Origin of the sequence: Nonomuraea sp. NPDC001636 (assembly GCF_040298265.1) — a bacterium.
Classification (GTDB): Bacteria; Actinomycetota; Actinomycetes; order Streptosporangiales; family Streptosporangiaceae; genus Nonomuraea.
Map to the genome: position 1 here is coordinate 1 of NZ_JBEOZT010000039.1, position 20,058 is coordinate 20,058.

At 68.1% G+C, this 20,058-nt stretch carries 16 protein-coding genes, 1 tRNA gene and 1 pseudogene; 6 read left to right on the forward strand and 12 right to left on the reverse strand.

Going from position 1 to position 20,058, the window contains the following annotated elements; translation table 11 throughout:
• Nucleotides 1-1,311 precede the first annotated feature (1,311 nt).
• On the forward strand, nucleotides 1,312-1,767 hold the full coding sequence (locus ABT158_RS45330; protein ID WP_352364795.1) for an endonuclease VII domain-containing protein: 456 nt from the start codon (nucleotides 1,312-1,314) through the stop codon (nucleotides 1,765-1,767).
• On the opposite strand, the gene ABT158_RS45335 is transcribed toward ABT158_RS45330, so the two are convergent.
• Entirely contained in the window at nucleotides 1,737-2,558 is an 822-nt protein-coding gene (locus tag ABT158_RS45335; RefSeq protein WP_352364651.1) for a transposase, read from the reverse strand. The two genes, ABT158_RS45330 and ABT158_RS45335, sit on opposite strands and share 31 nt — an antisense overlap.
• Nucleotides 2,555-3,076 (reverse strand): transposase, encoded by a 522-nt coding sequence (locus tag ABT158_RS45340; protein ID WP_502911623.1) that lies wholly within the window; start codon nucleotides 3,074-3,076, stop codon nucleotides 2,555-2,557. Before ABT158_RS45340 ends, ABT158_RS45335 begins: the two co-directional genes overlap by 4 nt.
• Nucleotides 3,077-3,113: 37 nt before the next feature.
• Here ABT158_RS45340 and ABT158_RS45345 point away from each other — a divergent pair, with 37 nt between their 5' ends.
• Nucleotides 3,114-3,668, forward strand: coding sequence for an RNA polymerase sigma factor (locus ABT158_RS45345; RefSeq protein WP_352364655.1), 555 nt, complete (start codon nucleotides 3,114-3,116; stop codon nucleotides 3,666-3,668).
• Nucleotides 3,665-4,513, forward strand: a complete 849-nt coding sequence (locus tag ABT158_RS45350; RefSeq protein ID WP_352364657.1) for a hypothetical protein — start codon at nucleotides 3,665-3,667, stop codon at nucleotides 4,511-4,513. The genes ABT158_RS45345 and ABT158_RS45350 overlap by 4 nt, the downstream gene beginning before the upstream one ends.
• Nucleotides 4,514-5,722: 1,209 nt before the next feature.
• On the opposite strand, the gene ABT158_RS45355 is transcribed toward ABT158_RS45350, so the two are convergent.
• Both ABT158_RS45355 and ABT158_RS45360 read right to left on the reverse strand, forming a co-directional pair.
• A tRNA-Tyr gene (locus tag ABT158_RS45355) sits at nucleotides 5,723-5,804 on the reverse strand.
• Nucleotides 5,805-5,891: 87 nt separating this feature from the next.
• A complete protein-coding gene (locus ABT158_RS45360; protein ID WP_352364659.1) occupies nucleotides 5,892-6,572 on the reverse strand; it encodes a sulfotransferase family protein in 681 nt (226 codons plus the stop codon).
• A 219-nt stretch (nucleotides 6,573-6,791) separates the two neighbouring features.
• On the opposite strand from ABT158_RS45360, the gene ABT158_RS45365 reads away from it, so the two are divergent.
• Nucleotides 6,792-7,289, forward strand: a complete 498-nt coding sequence (locus ABT158_RS45365; protein WP_352322494.1) for a YajQ family cyclic di-GMP-binding protein — start codon at nucleotides 6,792-6,794, stop codon at nucleotides 7,287-7,289.
• Between the two features lie 102 nt (nucleotides 7,290-7,391).
• Nucleotides 7,392-7,862, forward strand: a complete 471-nt coding sequence (locus ABT158_RS45370) for an NUDIX hydrolase (RefSeq protein ID WP_352364661.1) — start codon at nucleotides 7,392-7,394, stop codon at nucleotides 7,860-7,862.
• A gap of 152 nt (nucleotides 7,863-8,014) precedes the next feature.
• On the opposite strand, the gene htpX is transcribed toward ABT158_RS45370, so the two are convergent.
• The 7 genes and pseudogenes from htpX to ABT158_RS45405 form a co-directional block, all read right to left on the reverse strand.
• The gene (gene htpX / locus ABT158_RS45375) at nucleotides 8,015-8,866 is read right to left on the reverse strand and encodes a zinc metalloprotease HtpX (RefSeq protein WP_352364662.1); all 852 of its coding nucleotides are present in this window, start codon (nucleotides 8,864-8,866) and stop codon (nucleotides 8,015-8,017) included.
• Between the two features lie 178 nt (nucleotides 8,867-9,044).
• Nucleotides 9,045-10,604 (reverse strand): NADH-quinone oxidoreductase subunit N, encoded by a 1,560-nt coding sequence (locus ABT158_RS45380; protein ID WP_352364664.1) that lies wholly within the window; start codon nucleotides 10,602-10,604, stop codon nucleotides 9,045-9,047.
• On the reverse strand, nucleotides 10,601-12,226 hold the full coding sequence (locus ABT158_RS45385) for a complex I subunit 4 family protein (RefSeq protein WP_352364666.1): 1,626 nt from the start codon (nucleotides 12,224-12,226) through the stop codon (nucleotides 10,601-10,603). Before ABT158_RS45385 ends, ABT158_RS45380 begins: the two co-directional genes overlap by 4 nt.
• A complete protein-coding gene (locus ABT158_RS45390; RefSeq protein WP_352364668.1) occupies nucleotides 12,223-14,166 on the reverse strand; it encodes an NADH-quinone oxidoreductase subunit 5 family protein in 1,944 nt (647 codons plus the stop codon). The genes ABT158_RS45385 and ABT158_RS45390 overlap by 4 nt, the downstream gene beginning before the upstream one ends.
• A 167-nt stretch (nucleotides 14,167-14,333) precedes the next feature.
• A pseudogene (nuoK, locus tag ABT158_RS45395) lies at nucleotides 14,334-14,615 on the reverse strand (NADH-quinone oxidoreductase subunit NuoK); the annotation flags it as partial.
• The gene (locus ABT158_RS45400) at nucleotides 14,615-15,175 is read right to left on the reverse strand and encodes an NADH-quinone oxidoreductase subunit J family protein (protein WP_352322488.1); all 561 of its coding nucleotides are present in this window, start codon (nucleotides 15,173-15,175) and stop codon (nucleotides 14,615-14,617) included. The pseudogene nuoK and the gene ABT158_RS45400, both read right to left, overlap by 1 nt.
• Nucleotides 15,172-16,887, reverse strand: a complete 1,716-nt coding sequence (locus tag ABT158_RS45405; RefSeq protein ID WP_352364670.1) for a 4Fe-4S binding protein — start codon at nucleotides 16,885-16,887, stop codon at nucleotides 15,172-15,174. The genes ABT158_RS45400 and ABT158_RS45405 overlap by 4 nt, the downstream gene beginning before the upstream one ends.
• Before the next feature lie 153 nt (nucleotides 16,888-17,040).
• On the opposite strand from ABT158_RS45405, the gene ABT158_RS45410 reads away from it, so the two are divergent.
• Nucleotides 17,041-18,276: a serine/threonine-protein kinase gene (locus ABT158_RS45410; protein ID WP_352364672.1), complete on the forward strand. Its 1,236-nt coding sequence runs from the start codon at nucleotides 17,041-17,043 to the stop codon at nucleotides 18,274-18,276.
• An 833-nt stretch (nucleotides 18,277-19,109) separates the two neighbouring features.
• Here ABT158_RS45410 and ABT158_RS45415 read toward each other — a convergent pair.
• Nucleotides 19,110-20,054 carry a hypothetical protein gene (locus ABT158_RS45415; protein WP_352364674.1) on the reverse strand — a complete coding sequence of 315 codons (945 nt, stop codon included), beginning with the start codon at nucleotides 20,052-20,054 and terminating at the stop codon, nucleotides 19,110-19,112.
• Between the last annotated feature and the right edge of the window lie 4 nt (nucleotides 20,055-20,058).

The window sequence follows — 20,058 nt, forward strand, 5'->3', positions numbered from 1 at the left end:
CTACCAGGGGTTTCGCCATGTCATCAGGCGAACGTCAACCTCGCGATGATGCTGTGATCAGCAACTCACCGCACGGGGATGAAAACGGCTCAGTGTTTGCTGCGATGGTCATATACAGCATGTGGGACGGCGACCGCCGTCGGAGGCCGATGAACCTCGCTCATTCGAGACGCGCCCGCCAGCACGCGACGACAACGAGATCTGCCTGATCACTATTAATGAGGACTGCTCACTTCCGAGTGACCCTCAGAGTGGTGAACTGGCTCGTATGCAATCGATCCAAGTAGGAACCCGGTTCCTTGGGCCTGGCAGCTGGAACACTCACCGCCTTCTGACCGCCCGAGGTTGGTGGCCGGGCGTGTCGATGCGGAGGACACTGCTGTCACCTCAGTCACGATCTCCCTGTGGGCAAGGCCCGACAGAGGAGGGCCGTGCCGGTGATCGCCTCAGCCCTCATCGCGGGCACCGAAGTCCTCGATCGTCAGGGGCTCAGCCACCACGTACCGCCCTCTGCTCCACAGGGACAGGCAGACGTCCGTCCACAAGCTGTCCTCCTGCTAGGCCGAATTTCCAAGAACGACCGCAATATAGTTGAATGCTCCCATGTCGAGCTTGTGCATGACAGACGGCTGTTCCAACATCGCATCGCGACTGAAGAAAACACGCTGCCAGGCATGTTACCGTCGCTTTCGGAATAATGGTATATTTGACCGCAAATCGCCCAAGCCTGCACTTAGCCATGAAGTGATCGTTGAGCTAAGTGAGCTGGATGAGTTGTCTGGCTGCCGCACATGGACAGGACGGACCGACAAGGACGGTTATCCTAGATATTACGACGGCGCAAGATATGCATCCCAACTGGAGCCTCTCGTGTATGTTCGACGATGGCTTATGGAACAAGAGGGCGCCACTTTGGCGATCGGCGTAATCATTGAGGATATTTGCGGGAATATACTCTGCGTTTCCAGTGAGCACCTAAAAGCAGCAACAGTAACCACTGCGCGCAATACTAACGCCGCCAAGAACGCGCGCAAGACAACGTGCGTTAACGGCCATCCATTTAACGACGAAAACACCTACACCACTCCGGATGGTCGACGTAAATGCCGTCGATGCACTGCTGACGCTCAAAGAAATTACGTTCAGCGCGGCAAAGTTCCACTACCCCAAGACCCCAAGGTGACTCCCATGCCAAGAAGACGCGCCACAAATACACACTGCGCAAATGGACATGAATGGACTGACGATAACCTCTATATTGCTCCCCGTACTGGGACTTGGCTCTGCCGCCAGTGCAGCTGGGAGTCGAAGATGCGTTCTCGAGGCATCGATCCAACCACCATACAGCGACGAGTGCAGTGGAAGAATGCCGATCGGTGCCGAAACGGCCACGTATATTCAGAGGTTGGTTTTTATGATACTCCGGAAGGCCGATCGTGCCGTAAATGTACTTCCGTATCGTCAGTTAAGAGCAACCTCCGACGCTACTACAACCTTACCTTGGACGATGTGAAGTGCATGCTCTCCCAACAGGGGAATAGATGCGGCGCGTGCAATCTTGAGTTCGAGGACTACGACCTTGGCGAAACAGAGACTCGCATGGGAACCCTCAATGTTGACCACTGTCACACCACTGGGCGTGTACGTGGACTTCTCTGCATGTCATGTAATCTGGCTTTAGGTATGGTGAATGACGACATTGATGTGCTTCGAAACATGATTGACTATCTCGAACGTCATATCGAACCCGAGGACAAGCCACTTTGATAGCCCGCGTACAGATTTGGCCCCTCGTGCGTCCTATCGACGCATTGCGTCGCTGGCCGCGACCGGTCGGAGAGCCTCAGGGCGGCCAGTGATCGCCGACGCGCGCCGGGACGCCACAAGCAGGCTGCCCTTGACGGTGTAGAGATCACTTTCATCCACCGAACTCTTAGAGCCTGCTGGCAATGGCTTAAGTGCTCGTGGGCATGGGGCCATAAACGGCTGGTCCGAGCTTGTTGATGTAACCCTGGTGGGACCACTGGGACAGCTGGACGCGGAAGCTGTTGACGTTCTCGATCCCGAGGATAGCGGCCAGCTCGGCCCCTCTCCAGGCTCGCCACGGCTGGGCGGCCAGGAGTTCCAGCACCTTGCCGCGCCGGTCGGGACTGGACAGGTCGGGAGGCGGTGGCGGGCCGCCCCAACGGCCATGAGGCGGTTGGCCTGCCAGTTCGCGGGCGGCGGGTCATCTGATGCACGGTGGCCCACCAGATCATGGCTTCGTGGTGCTCGGGTTTTCGTTCGTAGATCCGCACCAGCCGGCGGTAGCGAGTCAGCCAGGCGAAGGTTCGTTCTGCCACCCACCTGCGCGGCAATACGACGAAACCGCACAGGTCATCAGAGCGCTTGACGATCGTGACGGTCAGCTGGAGCACGTCGCGTGCCCAGGTGAGCAGGCGTCCGGCATAGCCGCCGTCCGCCCACACCAGCGCTATGGTGGAGAACTTCTCCCGCAGCCGGGCCAGCAACGGGTGCGCGCCGTCACGGTCTTGAACCGACGCGGCGGTGACGATCACGCACAGCAGCAGCCCGAGCGTGTCGACCGCGATATGCCGCTTTGCCCCTTCAGCTTCTTGCCTGCGTCATACCCGCAGATCGTAGTCCCGACGGTCTCGGCCGCCTTGACGGTCTGGGAGTCGATGCACCCGGCCGTCGGCAACTCGCCGTGTCCGGCCATGACCCGTAGACGGCCACGTAACCGCCCCGCGAGCCGTTCAGGCAGACCACGCCGGGACCAGCGCAGGAAGAAGGCGTACACAGCCTCGTGTGGGGGGAAGTCGACCGGCAGGGCCCGCCACTCTATCCCGTACCTGGTCACGTAGTTGATCGCATCCAGCACCGCCCGCAGGTCATGCACCATTGGCCGGCCCCTGACCGCGACCAGTTCGGCCATCACGCCCCGCGCCTCATCCTCCAGCACCACCCACTCGGCATCGGTCAGATCCGACGGATATGACGGCTTGCGGCCATGACACTGGTGGTCGGTGTGGCACGCCTCGCAATTGGGGTGTAACACCCTTGGAGGTCGAGACACGTACGGAATGTCAGGCTTCCGAACGAGAGAGAACAGCGTGGGCCCCCCTGATCACAAGCAGCGTTTCGAGGAGATCTACACGGCGAACTATGCCGATATCCTCGCCTACCTCCGGCGGCGTACCGACTCCCACGACGACGCCGCCGACGCCCTTGCAGAGACGTTCGCCACCGCCTGGCGCCGGCTGGACGACGTTCCCGAGGGACACAGGGCCCGTCTGTGGCTCTACGGCGTGGCCCGTCGCGTGCTGGCCAACGGCCGCCGGGCCGATTCGCGCCGCAGCGAGCTGGTCGAACGCCTCGGCCAGCAGCTTGAGCAGTGGGCGCAGTCGGTCGGCGCGGACAATGACTTCGACGGCGTACGAGAGGCCTTCATGCGCCTGAGCCCGGACGATCGCGAGGTGCTCGCCCTGGCCGGCTGGGAGGGGCTGGGCTCCCACGAGATCGCCACGGTGCTGGGCTGCTCACGCGGGGCGGCCCGGTTGCGGCTGCACCGCGCCCGCAAGCGGCTGGCCAAGGACCTGAAGGCGGCTGGGCTCGACATCGCCCGCTACGGCATGCGTGCGATCGCTATGACGAAAGAGGCGATATGAAGAACGACATCGACCGCCTGGTGGCTGGCATCGCGCCCGACCCGGGACCGGGCAACACCGCGCTGGCCGGCGAACTGCTGCAAGAGATCACCTCGACCCCCGTCGCCGCACCCCGGAACGTACCGCGTCGGCGAAGCCTGCTGCACCACCGGCGCCGGTGGCTGGCTGTACCAGTCCTGACCGCGGCGACCGCTGTGGCGACCTTCGCCGTCAACCAGGTTCCGGCCGCCGCGGCGCTGGACATCAAACGCGTGGACGACGACTACGTCATCACTGTCAAGGACCTGATGGCCGATCCGAGTCAGTACCAATCCGAGCTGAAGGCCCGTGGTCTCGACATCACGCTCAGCGTTACGCCGACGTCCAAGAGCCTGGCCGGCAGCCTGTTCGTGCTGACCGACCTCGACCCGCTGAGATCTGGCGAGCCCGTGGCGGCCAAGGGCCCCATCACGGCAATCAACGCCCCCGGCCCGTGCCACCGATTCGGCGGATGCCCGACCGGGCTGAAGGTCCCGGTGGGCTTCGGCGGGAAGGCCGAGGTCATCATCGGCCGGCAGGCTCGGCCCGGTGAGAAGTACGCCATGCCTCCCGGTATCGGCATGTCCGGTGAGCCGCTGTATTGCGTGGACTATGTCAACAAGAACGTCGCGGAAATCCGCACGCTGCTGCGGGGGCGCGGCGTGGAGTCGCAGTTCACCTCCTCGGGACAGCAAGCCAAGCCCACCGCACCCGACGACTGGTACGTCCACGACGGCGTCATGAGCGCTGAGGGCAAGGCGCTCTTGCTGGTCGGCCCCGGCCCGAGCGACGAGCCGCATCCCGTGGACGCGTCCTGCCGGGATTAGCGCCTGAACCGGGCGACCGGGACGAACCTGCCGAGAAGATCCGTCATCTCAGCGGTTGTGATTGAACGAGTGACGGCAACGCTCTGGATGCTCGGATCGCTGCGCTATACGCCAGCTAACGATTGCACCCCGGTGAAGCACAATCACTGGCGCCCACGGACGTGAGCGGGCAAACAGACAACCACGGGCTCCTGGCCGCCGAGATGCGTAGACAACACCTCAGCTACCAGGAGCCCGCTCCTGTCCGCAGGCGCATCACTCAAGACGCCCTCGACCAGGGCCTCTCTGAGTCCAGCCTCAGCGACCAAATCTTTCGTTAGCAGACTCTAAGAGGTCCTCTAAGGTTGACTGAAGCGTCCATTCAGGTCCCCCAGTGGGCATAGGCCGTGCTTGGCACGACCGGACAGAGAATCGCAACGCCTGCGCGAGCAAGTCGTCGGTAGTGGTCGTCGGTTGGTTGGGCGATCACTTTCGAGACCGTGACCCGCAGCCCGTCACTCCCCTTCCCTTCGGGGATGACCAGAAGGCAATCTCCGCAGCCCCTTCTGGGACCTGCGTCAACGACGTCAACTGAGAACAGCTGTAGGGCGGCGATGGTCACCACCACCAGGACCACGCCGCCCACCGAGCTATACGATCACGGCCAGAACCGTCGCGCTGGCCAGCGCGAGCGTACCCCCCGACCACGCCGCCGAACATCCTCACGGTACCCAGGACCACCACCTCCGTGCCTGGCCACGGCCGGCACAAGCGCAAGCGGGACCTCGCCGAGCAGCATGCCCCTGAGCCGCCGCGACCGGCGGGAGTGCCGGGTACCGAGCAACTACGCTTCGACGCCGGAGGATGTCGTCTGGTACTGCCAGTTCATCGTGACCGCCTCGCTCAGGCTGTCCGCCGCCGAAGCCCAGCTCCACGCCCCTTACCAGGGCACACAGACCTGGAAAAGAATCGCCACGCGCCCCTCGCCCGGCGCTGAACTCGTTGGGACGAAGAGTGAGTACGCCGCTGCCCCGCGCCGCCACAGACCTCACGCTGAGCGAGGCGACACCCGCAGGCACATCCAAGGCCGCGGCCCACCAGCCATGATCGCTAGGGAACGTATAGGGAACGATCAACCGTAGAGCGCCGGTGTCAGCCGTGAACGGCCGGACACAACGCGAGAGGCCCGTCACTGTGCTTCCGCTGGTGACGGGCCTCTTCCCGCTGATGTGGCAGGTGCAAGGTTCGAACTTGCGTAGGCTGAGCCGACGGTTTTACAGACCGCTCCCTTTGGCCACTCGGGCAACCTGCCGTGCCATCCGCTCTCGCGGCGACAGACAGAAGAATAGCGGACTTCCGAGGTGTACGTGACACCAGTTTGTCCCCAGCCGGATCGTGGTCACTGGCTGCGCTGGAACAGCAGGCGTCCCATACCGCGTGCGTGCTGGTCGAAGCCTGCCGCGTCGTTGGTTCTGGGGAAGGGTTCGTCCGGGACGGGTACGTCGAGGAAGTCGCAAAGTGGCTGCCAGCCCTGGGCGACTTCGAACACCAGCAGGCGGTCCTGGGGGATGGTGGCTTTGACCTCCTCCACGTGTTCGGTGAAGATCTTGAGGGCGAGTTCGGTGTCGGGGGTGCCGCCGCCGAAGACGCGCTCGCTCACGACCAGCCGGGTCATCCGGATGAATGCCGCGAAGTCCGTGTCGAGGAGGCGGGAGAGCGTGGCCATCGTCCGGCCCGACCAGGTGCGGGCGCGGGCCGACTGTTTGAAGATGGTGGCGTTCATGCTGGCCAGCCAGCGTTCCGGGTCGCGGACGGTGAGAATGACCTTGGCGTCGGTGTAGTGGTGGGCGAGTTCGCGCCAGTAGGCGGCGGCCGGCCAGTCGACGCAGGAGTCGTACCCCGACATGAGGGTTTCCCAGGTGACCGGACGGCCTTCGGCGAGGTCCAGCCAGCGTCGGATGTGGACGGGATTCTGGAGCACCTCCGTCATGTGGTGACATGGGCCGAAGCCCAGACGTTCCAGCGCGGTCTTGGTGGACAAGGTTCCGGTACGGCCGAAGCCGGCTCCGATGACTCGCATGATCCCTACCAATACGATCGGAAACTGCGAAATGTGGGCCCACAGGCATGATCCGTCGCCAAGGGCCCGGCATCAAGCCGCCTCGCGCCCACGTGGACTGCACGGCGCGCCGATGCTGGCTAGGCTCGTTCGCTGGGTCCGCGCATTCGGCGTACGACGGAGCGGTTTCGCGTACGGCGGAGAGGCGGGATCCCGAATAACGCTTCCACAGCCGAGAGGATGGGTGTTTTGGCCGATTCATCTTTCGATATCGTCAGCAAGATCGACCGCCAGGAGGTCGACAACGCGCTGAACCAGACGGCCAAGGAGATCGGACACCGCTTCGACTTCAAGGGCACCGGGGCGAGCATCAGCTGGACCGGTGACAACATCGAGATCAAGGCGAACAGCGAGGAGCGCGCTAATGCCGCACTCGACGCGTTCAAGGACAAGGTGGTCAAGCGCGGGCTGTCGCTGAAGATCCTCGACGCGGGCGAGCCCCGGCTGTCGGGCAAGGAATACCGCATGCTGGTCACCCTCAAGGAGGGCATCGACCAGGAGAACGCCAAGAAGATCTCCAAGCTGATCCGCGACGAGGGCCCCAAGGGCATCAAGGCGCAGATCCAGGGCGAGGAGCTGCGGGTCAGTTCGAAGAAGAAGGACGATCTGCAGGACGTCATTTCTCTGCTCAAGGGCAAGGACCTCGACATCGCTCTGCAATTCGTGAACTACCGCTAACAGGTCGGCATCCGGGGCACATGGCGGCGTACGCGCCTTCTTGTGCCTCGGGCCTGCGTTCACCTTGGAACGGGCGAATCCGGCATCGTAGGCTCGACAACCGTGACGAAGATCCCCCTGCGCCGCTTCACGGCACGCGTCCTGCCCCTTGATGCGAAAGACCGGGTGCTGCTGCTGCACGGCTTTGATCCGCAACTGCCGGACAAGCCGTTCTGGTTCACCATCGGGGGCGCGGCCGAGGCCGGGGAGGAGCTTCGGCAGGCCGCCGCGCGGGAGCTGTACGAGGAGGTCGGGATCCGGCGGGAGGTGGCGGAGTTCAACGGGCCGTACGGGACGAGCACGATCGAGTTCTGCTGGTCCGATTATGCGATCACGCAGGACCAGACCTTCTTCGCGATCCGGGTGCACGACACCGCCGTGTCGTTCGAGCACATGGAGCAGATCGAGAAGGAGACGACGACCGGGCATCGGTGGTGGAGCGCGGAGGAACTCGAGAACACCGAGGAGACCTTCTTCCCGGAGGACCTGCCGGCCATCCTGAGAAGGATCGCTGCGGCCGGAGAGCCCGGATAGCACCGACGTCGCCGGAAGGCCCTGATCGCCACGGCAGGACCGCCGAAGAGCAGGATGACGGGTGAGCCCCGTTCGGGGCTCTCGGTCGATTTCGGAGGCTCTGACGCATTCGGCACGGACGCGTCCCCCGCACTGCGTCCCGGCCGGGAGGGTCAGCGGCGGTAGCCGGCCATGCGCTCCAGTCTCGCCACCCGCTCCGACGTGGGCGGATGCGTCGAGAAGAGGCGGCCGAGGCCGGATCCGCTGAACGGGTTCGCGATCATCATGTGGGACGCCGACGTGAGACGGCTGTTCTCGGGAAGCGGCAGCCTGCGCGCACCCATCTCGATCTTGCGAAGGGCCGAGGCCAGGGCCAGCGGGTCGCCCGTGAGCCGCGCGCCCGACTCGTCGGCCTGGAACTCTCTGGTGCGGGAGATCGCCATCTGGACCATCCCTGCTGCCACGGGCCCGAGGATCATCATCAGCAGGGCGCCCACGAACCCGGGCCCCTCGTCGTCGTCGGAACCGCCGAAGAAGACCGCGACGTAGCTGAGCCACGTGATCATCGTGGCCAACGCACCGGCCACGGAGGAGACGAGGATGTCCCGGTTGTACACGTGGGACAGCTCGTGCCCGATCACGCCGCGCAGCTCGGACTCGTCGAGCAGCTGGGTCAGGCCGTACGTGACGCACACGGCGGCCTTCCGCGGGCTGCGGCCGGTCGCGAAGGCGTTGGGCTGGACCGTCGGGGAGATGTACAGCCGCGGCATCGGCTGGCGCGCCTCGGTGGAGAGCTCGCGGACGATGCGATAGAGCGTGGGGTGCTCGACCTCGCTGACCGGCCTGGCCCGCATGGCCGACAGCGCGATGCGGTCGGAGAAGAAATAGGCGACGCCGTTGCTCAGCAGGGCCAGCACGAGCGCGATCTGCAGGCCGGTGCCACCCCCCAGCCACGCGCCCATCACGATGATGAACGCGGACAGACCTCCCAGGAGGATGGCGGTACGCAGACCGTTGTGGCGCAAGGTCTCCCCCCTTCGTGGTCCCGGTTTCACCTCGTCCAACGACGACGACCCGGTCTATCGTTCCCCGGCGTGCTCAGCTGCGGGCGGAGCGCGACTTACCCCCTGTTCGCCGGGGGCGGGGCGGGTTGCGGCCCGGCTGCCCGCGTAGGGACAGCCGGGTGTCATGACCGGCCTACGGTCAGCTCGTGGCCGATAAGGACGTCATGTCCAGCACGAGCTGCGGAGCGACCGAGAAGAGAATCGCCACGGCCAGGGCCAGGCCGACGGCGAGCCACGCCGACGGCGACGAGCCACGCAGGCGCGTCTCCCCGGGAGGGGCGAAGAGACGGGCCGCCCAGGCGGCGTAGTAGTAGAGGCCGATCACGGTGTTGACGGCCATGACCAGCGCGAGCCAGCCGAGGCCGCCTTCGACGATCGTCCGGAACACGAAGACCTTGGCGAAGAGACCGGCCAGCCCCGGGGGGAGCCCCGCCAGGCAGACCAGGCAGAAGGCCAGCGCGATGCCGGCCGCCGGGCTGCGGAGGACCAGGCCGCGGTAGTCGTCGAGCTCGTTGCGCGGTGCGGCCCTGGAGACGAGCATGACGACGGCGAAGGCCCCGAGGTTCATGGCCGCGTAGATGACCAGGTAGGCGACGGATGTGCCGGTCGCGGCCTGGGACGGGGCCGGGGCCGGGGCCGCCGTGGCGGCGATCGCCAGCGGGGCCAGGATGTAGCCGGACTGCGCGACCGAGGACCAGGCCAGCATGCGGACGGCCGACCGCTGACGCATGGCGAGCAGGTTGCCCACGGTCATGGTCAGCGCCGAGATGACCGCGATCACCGGCCCCCAGGTGGACGACTGGCCGGCCAGCCCGGCGACCAGGACCAGGATGAGCCCCGCGAACCCGGCCGCCTTGGAGATGACCGAGAGCAGGGCCGCCACCGGGACGGGCGCGCCCTGGTAGACGTCCGCCGCCCAGGAGTGGAACGGCACGGCTGCGATCTTGAACGCGAACCCGGCCGCCACGAGGACGACGCCCACCGTGACGACCGCGGGCAACCCGTGGGCCGTCTCCAGGGCCGCGGAGTGCGTGCCCGCCGCCCCCGGTGCCGGGATCCGGCCGCCCAGAACGGCCGCCACGCGGGAGAGGTGGACCGCCCCGGAGACGCCGTACAGGAGGGAGACGCCGAACAGCATGACGGCCGTGGACACGACCGACACGACGAAGAGCTTGACCGCGGCCTCGGAGGCGCGGCCGTCGTAGCGTCTGAGCGCGGTGAGGGCGAACACCGGCAGCGAGACCAGTTCGAGCGCCACCACGAGCATGATCAGGTCGCGGGAGGCAGGCAGGGTCACCGCGCCGACGAGGGTGCACAGCAGCAGGAAGTACCACTCACCGGCCGGGATGCCGCCCCCGGCCAGCTCCGTCATCGACATCAGCACGACCACCAGGGCCGCGACGAGCACCAGCCCCGCGAAGGCCGTCGTGAACCGGTCGGCGACGAACGAGCAGAGCGTGCCCGCTCCCCCGGTCGCGAGATCCGGCGGCAAACAGAACGTCGCCCGGGACGTGCCGCCGGCGGCGTGCGCGATCACGAACCCGAGGGCCGCGACGACCCCCGCCAGGGTCACCAGCCCGAGCGCGGTGCGAGTGCGCGTCGTGGCAGGCAGGAACACGTCGAGCAGCAGCACGAGCCCGGCCACCACCGCCAACGCCAGCGGCGGCGCGATGACGAAGTAGTCGATCTGCTGAGTCATGGCAGGGCTCCCAGCAGGGTCTGCGCCGCCGGCGTGGTGAGTGAGAGCAGGAGACCGGGCCAGAGCCCGAAGAGCACGATCAGGACCACCAGCGGGGTCCACGCCGCCACTTCGTAGGACCGGAGGTCGTCGATGCGCTGCGTGGCGTTCCCGGCTTCGAGTGTCGCGGTCGCCGGCTGCCCCGCGAGCGACTCCTCCGAGCCGAGAGGCGCAACAGGACGTTCGTCCGGGGTCTCCTGTTGCCGCGCGGCTCCCGACGGACGGCCGTGGGTGACGCGGGACAGCATGAGCACGAAGTACGCGGCCGTCAGGACCGCCCCCAGGCCGCCGATCACCATGTACGTGCGGAAGAGCGCACGCGGCAGGCCGCTCGCCGGCTGGAACGACCCCAGCAGCGCCAGCATCTCCCCCCAGAACCCGGCCAGGCCGGGCAGCCCGAGCGAGGCGATCGCGGCGAACGTGAGTACCGATCCCAGCCGCGGCATCGTGGCCAGCAGGCCGCCGCCGAGGCTCGGAATGTCGGCCGTGTGATAACGGTCTTTGATCCCACCGGCGAGGAAGAACAGCAGGCCGGTGATCAGGCCGTGGGCGACGTTCGCGAACAGGGCGCCGTTGACGCCGACCGGGGTCAGGGTGGCGAAGCCGAGCAGGACGAAGCCCATGTGGCCCACGGAGGAGTAGGCGATCATGCGCTTGAGGTCACGCTGGGCCAGGCAGGCCAGGGCGCCGTAGACGATGCCGACCACGGCGAACGCCCCCAGCCATGGCGCCACCGCGGTCGCCCCCTCGGGGAGGACGGGGATGGCGATCCTGGCGAAACCGTACGTGCCCATCTTCAGCAGCACTCCCGCCAGCAGCACCGAGCCGACGGTCGGGGCCTCGGTGTGGGCGTCGGGCAACCAGGTGTGCAGCGGCCACATCGGCGTCTTGACCGCCAGGCCCACGCCGATCGCCACGAACGCCAGGATCTGCACGGACCTGGACATCCCTGCGCCGTGGGCGGCGGCCAGCTCCGCCATGTCGAGCGTGCCGGTCCGCGCCCAGACGAGCAGCAGGCCGAGGAGCATCACGACCGAGCCGAGCAGCGTGTACAGGATGAACTTGACCGACGCCGCCCGGCGCCCGGCGCCGCCCCAGATGCCGATCAGGAAGTACATCGGGATCAGCACGATCTCGAAGAAGATGAAGAAGAGCAGCAGGTCGAGGGCGAGGAACGTGCCGATCATGCCGACTTCGAGCACCAGCAGCGTGAACACCAGCGCCCTCGGCCTGTTCCCCAGGAACCGGCTCGGCGTGCGGGGCCGGCCCCAGAACAGGTAACCGAAGCAGAGGAACGTCAGCAGCGCGGTGAGCACGATCAGCGGCAGGGAGATGCCGTCGACGCCCAGATGGAGGCGGAGCCCCAGGCCGGGGATCCACGGCTGGTCGACCGCGAACTGCAGGCTCGTCGGCCGCCCGTGGTCGAACGTGGCCGCCATGACCAGGGCCAGTGCCAGCGTGACGCCCGAAAGGATCAAGCCGTACGTGCGCAGGACCGGGCGGAGCGCGCCGGGGGCGAGGAGGAGCACGAGCGCGCCGAGCAGGGGCACGGCGAGCAGTGCGACCGACAGCCAGCCCGTCATGTGAGCATCACCGCCCCCACCGCGATCAGGATCACGCCGGCGAGAACGCCGCTGACATAGAGCTGCACGTTGCCGTTCTGGGCCAGGCGCAGCCATCCGGACAGGCCGCGGGCGGTGCGGCCCGACCCGCGGACGGCGCCGTCCACGACCACGTCGTCCGTCCTGACGACCAGCCGGGCCAGGGCCGTGATCGGGCGGACGAACAGCGCCGCGTAGACGTCGTCGACGTAGAAGGCGCGCTCGCAGGGCACCCGCAGAGGGCCCAGCAGGCGGGCCGGGTCGGTGACGGGATCGCCGCGCCAGACGGCGTAGACGACGCCCGCGCCGAGCAGGGCGAGCACGACGCTGATCGCGGCCACCGCCGGCTCGATGTGCGGCTGCCCCGCGAAGCCCAGCAGCAGGGCGGGAACCGCGAGGAGCACGACGGGCACGAGCATGGTCTTGGGGGCCTCGGTGACGTCGACGACGTGGGCCGTGCCGGGCTCGGGCTCGGGGAGCGCCACCACGCGCGGCGGCCCGAAGAACGTGCGGAGCCAGGCTCTGGTGGCATACGCGCCGGTGACGGCGACGGTCGCGAGGGCGCAGCCATACAGGAGCAGGGCGGCGGCGTCCGTCAGGCCGCCGCCGGCCAGCGCGGCGTCCATGGCCGCCAGGACGCCGTCCTTGCTGAAGAAGCCGCTGGCCGGTGGGAGGCCCATCAGAGCGGCGAACCCCACCGTCATCGTCACGAACGTGACCGGCAGCTCGCGGCGCAACCCGCCCATCTGGGTCATGAGGTTGGAGCCGACGTGGTGGATCACCACTCCCGCGCACAGGAACAGCAGCGCCTTGAACGCCCCGTGGGTCACCAGGTGGAAGATCGCCGCCCGGTCGGAGCCCGCGGCCAGGCCGCCGGCCATGTAGGCGAGCTGGCTGACCGTGGAGTAGGCGAGCACGCGTTTCAGGTCGTCCTGGGCGAACGCGGCCAGTGCGGCGCCCAGCATGCCGATCGCCGCGATGACGGCCAGGACGTCGAGCGTGGGACGGGCGGCGAGGAAGGCGGGAAAGAGCCTGGCCACGATGAAGATGCCGGCGGCGACCATGGTGGCGGCGTGGATCAGCGCGCTGATCGGGGTGGGGCCGGCCATGGCGTCCGGGAGCCAGGTGTGCAGCGGCACCTGGGCGCTCTTGCCGGCGACGCCGCACAGCAGCAGCATGGTGGCCGTCGTCAGGGTGGCCGCGGACATGTCGGGCACCTTCGCCAGCACGTCGGCGACGCGGAAGCTGCCCGCCGCCGTGCCGAGGACGAAGATGCCGAACAGGAAGCCGACGTCGCCGAGCCGGGTGACGAGGAACGCCTTGACCGCCGCGCGCGAATTGCCCCGGTCTTCCCACCAGTGACCGATGAGGAGGTAGGAGCACAGGCCCATGATCTCCCAGCCCACGTAGAGGATCAGGAGGTCGCCCGCGTAGACCACCAGGAGCATGGCACTGGTGAACAGGCTGATGAACGCGCTGTAGGAGGGGTAGCGGGGATCGTCTTCGAGGTAGCCGACCGAGTAGACCTGCACGGCCAGCGCCACCAGCGTCACCAGGACGCCGAGGACGGCCGACAGGTCGTCGGCCAGCAGGGTCAGCGAGATCGGGACGCCGCCGGTGACGATCGAGCCGTACGTGCGGCCCACGGGCGCCGAGGGGGCGCCGCCTTCGAGGAACGTGAAGCCCGGCCCCCAGGCCAGCCAGAGAGCCAGGACGGCCGACGCCGCGGTCGGGATGACGGCGATCCAGGCGGCTCGGGTGTTGGCGCGTTCGCCGGCGGTCTTCTCGGCCGCCGCGAGGCGCGCTCCGCCCGGTGGTTGTCCCTGGGCAGCGGGGCGGGCGTGCGGCCAGCGGGAGAGCAGCAGTCCGGTGGCGGCGGCAAGGGCGGGCAGCAGCACGGCCAGCAGCGGGAACGTCGTCACAGCTCGCCCCCTCGCCGGGCGCGGTGGTCGTCCGAGAGGAGCTGACCCGGGCCGGCCGGCGCGCCCGGATGGATGTCGTTGAGAGAGGGCGGGGTGGCGCCGGCGGGGGCGGCGGTCGGGACCAGGTCAGGGCGTTCGTCGGCGGGCTCGGACAGGTCGCGGAGGTGGTCGAGGTCGACGGTGCGGCGGTTGCGGTAGAGGGCCAGGACGATCGCCAGGCCGAGGCCGACCTCGGCGGCGGCGATGACGATGACGAAGAGGGTGAGCACCTGGCCGCTGTGCAGCCGGTCGCGCAGCCACACGTCGAAAGCCACCAGGTTGAGGTTGACGGCGTTGAGCATCAGCTCGACCGACATGAGCACGAGGATCGTGTTACGCCTGGCGAGCACGCCGTAGACGCCCACGGAGAACAGCAGCGCGGAGACGACCGCCGGGTAGACGATGTGCACTAGTGCCCCCCGGTCTGATCGGGCGGCGAGCCGGGAATGTCCGTACGGGACAGCACGATGGCTCCGATCAATGCGGCGAGCAGCAGCACGGACAGCGCCTCGAACGGCAGCACCCAGGTGGCGAAGACGCTGGCGCCCAGTTCCTTCGCCGCCCCCTGGCCCGGTGTGAGCGGGGTGTACGCCGTGCGGAAACCGTCGATCACGACCGTGACCAGGACCGCGGCGGTCGCCACCGCCACCAGGGCGGCCACCGGCCGGTTGCCGCTGTCGAGGTCGGCGGAACGGCCGATCGGGGCACGGGTGAGCATGATGCCGAACAGCATCAGGACCACCACCGCGCCCACGTAGATGAGCACCTGGACCCAGGCCACGAACTCGGCGGTCAGCACCAGGTAGCCGCCCGCGAGCGCGCCGAAGGAGACCACGAGCCACAGGGCGGCGTGGACGAGTTGCCGGGTCGTGACGACGAGCAGCGCCGATCCAACCGCTACCGCTCCCAGCAGCAAGAAGACGATCTCTTGCCCGGTGGGTGACAGGTAGGAGGGCACCGCCTCGGTCACGACTCCTCCTCGGACTCCTCTGTGTCGTCAGGGCCGAGCCGCCCCGGCGGCCGGATGGACCTCGGGTCCGCCATCCGGCGCCTGCGGGGGCTCGCGGAAGAAGTCTGCTCGTCCGGGCCGGGTTCCGGAGACGGTTCACCCGCGCCTGTGGAAAACCCGTTCGAGGGCGGCTCGCCTGTGGATGAAGGCGTTCGCGGCGGGTGCTCGTCCGAGGCCGGGCCGCTCTGGTCGGGCGGCCGGTTCGGCTCCTCGCCCGCCGGAGCTGCGGCGTCGTCGTCATGGACGCGCGGCGCGTCACCCTCCGCCGCGGGGGGAACGTCGCCTTCCGTCACGTCTGACGGGCTTGCCGCTGTTGACGGTTTCGGGGTCGTTGTGTCGGACGGGCGAGTGTCTTCCGGCTCTTCGTTCTGTGCGTCGGCGGACGGTTCAGCCGCTTGCGGGCTGGGCGGGAGAGCGCCTGGAGGGCGGATGCCCCGTACGTTGGACATGGGCCTGCGCGTACGCTCGCGGCGGCCCGCAGGGGGCGCAGCCGCGGCAGGGCCTTCGCCGGGGGCGGCTTCGGGAGCTTCCGCGGCGCCGGCCTTCTCACCTGCCTGCTCTTCCTGGTCGGCGCCAGGGCGCGCTTCGACGCCTCCGGCCGACGGGCCCGCGTTGGTGCGCCCGGAAGGCGGAGTTGCGCCGGCCCGTCCGGCGTCACCTGCTGCGGCCTCCTCGGGGGCAGGGGCGGCTTCCCCGCCTCCGGGACGGCGCGCTGCTTCGGTGCCAGGGGTTGCGCTCACGGCGGAGCCGGCGTCGGAGATTGCGCCTACGGCGGAGTCGGGGCCGGGCGGGGATGTGGCGCCGGTCTCGGCGTCGGCGCCCGCCTTCGCACCGGAGGCAGCCGCCCCCGGCTCTCCGCTCCCCGGGGGCACGGCTCCCGACTCTCCGCTTTCCGGGGGCACGGCTCCCGACTCTCCGCTTTCCGGGGACACGGCTCCCGGCTCGGCGGCGCTCGGCTCGGTCACGCCCTCGCCCGGGACGCCCGTCGCTCCCCTGCGGGCGCGCTCGCCCTGCGGGCCGGCACCCGGGCGCGCTGTGCCCGTTCCCTGGGGGGCCGTTGACGCTGCTTCGCCCGCGGCGCCTTCCCGCTCTCGCGGGGCGCGGCGGGCGGCTCCGGCGGGGCCGGGCGCCTCTGGTGCTGCTCCGGGGCGGGTGGTTCCGGTACGGGCCGCGGGACGGCGAGGGGCCGCCGTGAGCTCCTTGGGCGGTTCGGCGCCGGGATCGTGGGCGGGCGGCGGCGGGACGGTCTGGGTCCAGGACGCCAGCTTGTCCTTCTCGTGAAGAAGGTTCCGGATGTCACCCTCGGCGTACTCGAACTCCGGAGACCAGAAGAGCGCGTCGAAGGGACAGACCTCGATGCAGATGCCGCAGTACATGCACAGCGCGAAGTCGATGGCGAACCGGTCGAGCACGTTGCGCTGACGGGGACGCCCGCCCTCCGGTGCCGGGATCGTCTCCTTGTGGGAGTCGATGTAGATGCACCAGTCGGGGCACTCCCGGGCACAGAGCATGCAAGAGGTGCAATTTTCCTCAACGAGGGCGATAACGCCTCGACTGCGCGGCGGAAGAGCCGGCTTGACCTCGGGATACTGCTGGGTGACGGATTTGCGCAGCATGTGGCGAAGAGTGATGGACAGCCCTTTCGCCAGTCCGACTCCCGGTATCCGCGCCATGGTTCAACATCATGACGTACTTGGCGGCGGAGGTGAATGAGCCAAGACCGTTGTCCCCAGTTTTTCCACAGCCATCCACAGGTTCGGTGGAAGTTATCCACAGGCTGGGTGACTGTCCGATATGAACGACTGCATGGCGATAGTCTCTCGGCCATGCCGTACAGCCATCCGGTCCGTCCCAGCAGCGGGGCGTGGGCGGCCGCCATCGGGTGGGCCAGCCTGGCCCTGATCTCGTGCGGGCTGGCGACCCCGTTCACGATCGGGTTCGCGGCATTCTGGCTGCGGAGCACCTGGCAGGCCATCGGGGCCTGCGTCTACCTGGTCCTGATCGGCTCGTTCGTCATCGCCATCATGCTGTACGACGACTTCGACAACATCCCCGAGCCGATGTCCACGCTGATCTCGTTCGGGTTCGTGGTCGCCTGGATCGGCGGGATCGCCCATTCGGCCGTCCTGGTGCCGGCGATGGCTCGGGCGCGACACCGTCCGCCGGTGCATGCGCAGGCAACCCTGCGCACGCAGGCGCCCATGCACGCGCCCGCCCAGACGCCCGCGCCGCAACACCGGCCCGCCGACCTGCATCAACGGACCACGGCCCCCACCCATCAGCAACATCGCGGGCAACCGGAGTGGATCGGGCACTACCGGGTGCTGCACCAGCTCGGGCGCGGCGGCCAGGGCGCCGTCTACCTGGCCATGGCGCCCAACGGGGCGCGGGTCGCGGTCAAGGTGCTGCACGACCTGGTCGACGAGACGGCCCGCACCCGGTTCGCGCGGGAGGTGGACGCGGCCCGGCGGGTCGCCACGTTCTCCACAGCCCGGGTGCTCGATGTGAACATCAACGGGCAGCACGCGTACATAGTCTCGGAATACGTGGAGGGGCCGTCGCTGGAGCAACTCGTACGGCGCCACGGGCCCCGCGACGAGGACGGCCTGACGCGGCTCGCGTTATCCACAGCCGGAGCGCTGGCGGCCATCCACAAGGCCGGGGTGGTGCATCGTGACTTCAAGCCGAGCAACGTCCTGATCGGGCACGACGGGCCGCGGGTGATCGACTTCGGGATCGCCCGGGCGCTCGACCGGATGACCATGACGTCCGGGAAGATGGTGGGGACGCCGCCGTACATGTCGCCTGAGCAGCTGACCGGGGAGCCTGTGGGGCCGGCGTCCGACGTGTTCAGCTGGGCGGTGACGATGATGTTCGCGGCCACCGGGCGTCCGGCGTTCGGCGAGGACACCGTGCCCGCCGTCTTCAACCGGGTGCTCACGTTCCATCCGGACCTGTCGCCGTTGCCGCCCGCCTTGCGCGGTGTGGTGGGGGCATGCCTGAACAAACGCCCCCATGAACGCCCGTCGGCGTCGGACGTGATGGTCGCAATCGTCCACTGACCACCGCCCATTTCCGCACAGGCCAGCAACCCCCGCGCAACCGACCGCGAACCGACGCCCACCGCTCACCGATCGCCCACCAGCAGCCACGGCCGAACGGCTGCCTACTGGTGACGCCACTGAACGACCGCGAACCGGTGATCGGTTCGAACCACCGCAGGCCAGTAGCCACCGCCGTTCGACCGCGAACCAGTGATTGAGTCCCAGCCGTTGAAGGCCGGTGGCCCCCGGTAGGGCACCTCGGTCGGGTGCCGGGCCTCCGAACGACAGTGGACCGATGACCACCGCCGACACACCGCCCTGAACGGCTTGCCACCCGCCAGCGGTGTGCCCAACCTCACGGGACAGAACAACTAACCGCCCACCGGTGCGCGACTGAACGACTGCGAACCGGTGATCGCCGCCGTCCCCTCCGAAGGCCAGCGGCGGCTGCCGTACGAGCGCGGGTCGGTGATCGCCGCTGTGCCACCGAAGACCGGTGGCAGTCAGCCGAAAAACAACCGGCCAATGGGAAGCCGACCAATCACCCATCAGAAATCGCCACCGAGCGACCATGAACGATGATCGGCGCCGCACCACCGAAGACCAGTGGTCGTCGCCGAACAACAGCGGACGGATGACCACCACCGACCAACTGACCGCCCACCGGTGACCTCTCGCGAGCGGGCCTTTCCAACCAGTTGGGAGGAGTCACCCCATCACGAAGCGCCGTACGACGAAAGCGGGTCACCCCCTACCGCAGGGACAGGGACGGAAGTGACGGGAGGTGGAGTAGGGCGCCCCTCACGATCTGGGCGAGGGGGTTCGTGCAGGACGGCCCGGTGAGGAGGGGGTCAGGGGAAGGCTCGTCGGGAGTGGGTGGTGAGGGTCAGGTATTCGTCACGGCTGACCTGGTGCATCGCCAGGCCCAACCCATGGCGTTCGGTGAAGCGGTGGAGAGGGGCCGGGGGCCAGCGGCCGGGCAGGTGGAGCAGGGGGTTCCCCGCGGGGTCGAGGACGAAGACGCCGCACAGGTCGTCGTGACGGTACCGGAGGAGGCTGCTGCCCGGTTCGACCGGAAGTTCGGTGATGACCCCCGAACGGCGGTACACCGACAACCTCCGGGACGACTTCATCCGCAGATACGGCCCTCCAGGCGGCCCCACGACCCGGCCACGCCTCTCCTGCCACCGATGCACCCCGCCCAGCACCGGCCGTACGACGAGCAACGCGGGACTGAAAGCCACCATCAGCCATTTGGCCTCGATCAGTTCCATCAGGAAACGTCCGAAGGTCGAGAAGCCGCGCCAGGCGACCCACATTCCGGTGGCCCCCAGATACACCATCAACGCCAGCCCGGCGATTCCCGCGCACACCCCCAGCGCCAGGTTCCATCGAGCCGTCCGCGGCGCCGGGATTCCGCGGATGCGTTCCCAGCCGGGGGCGCGGGCGGCGAGGATCCGGCGTGCCCGCTCGGAGCTGTCGTCCCGGCCGTCCCGGAGCGGGATGCCGGCCTTGGCGGCGAAGTCCCGCAGGTGGGGTGGGTGCCAGTCGCCGGGGAGGTCCAGCAGGACGAGTCCGTCGGGGTCGAGGGCGGCGACCCCTTTCAGGAACCGTGACCTCTTACCGGAACCGTCTGTCGAATAGTCGTAACGGTAGAGCGACGCGGGCGTCAGGGTCGTGGAACGGCCCCTGGCTTTGTCGGTGACGGTCAAGGTGCGGCCGTCGGAGGTGAGGCTGACTTTCGGGCAGCGGGCGCCTTTCATCGCACCCGCGACCGGCAGGATTTGCGCGTTCACGAAT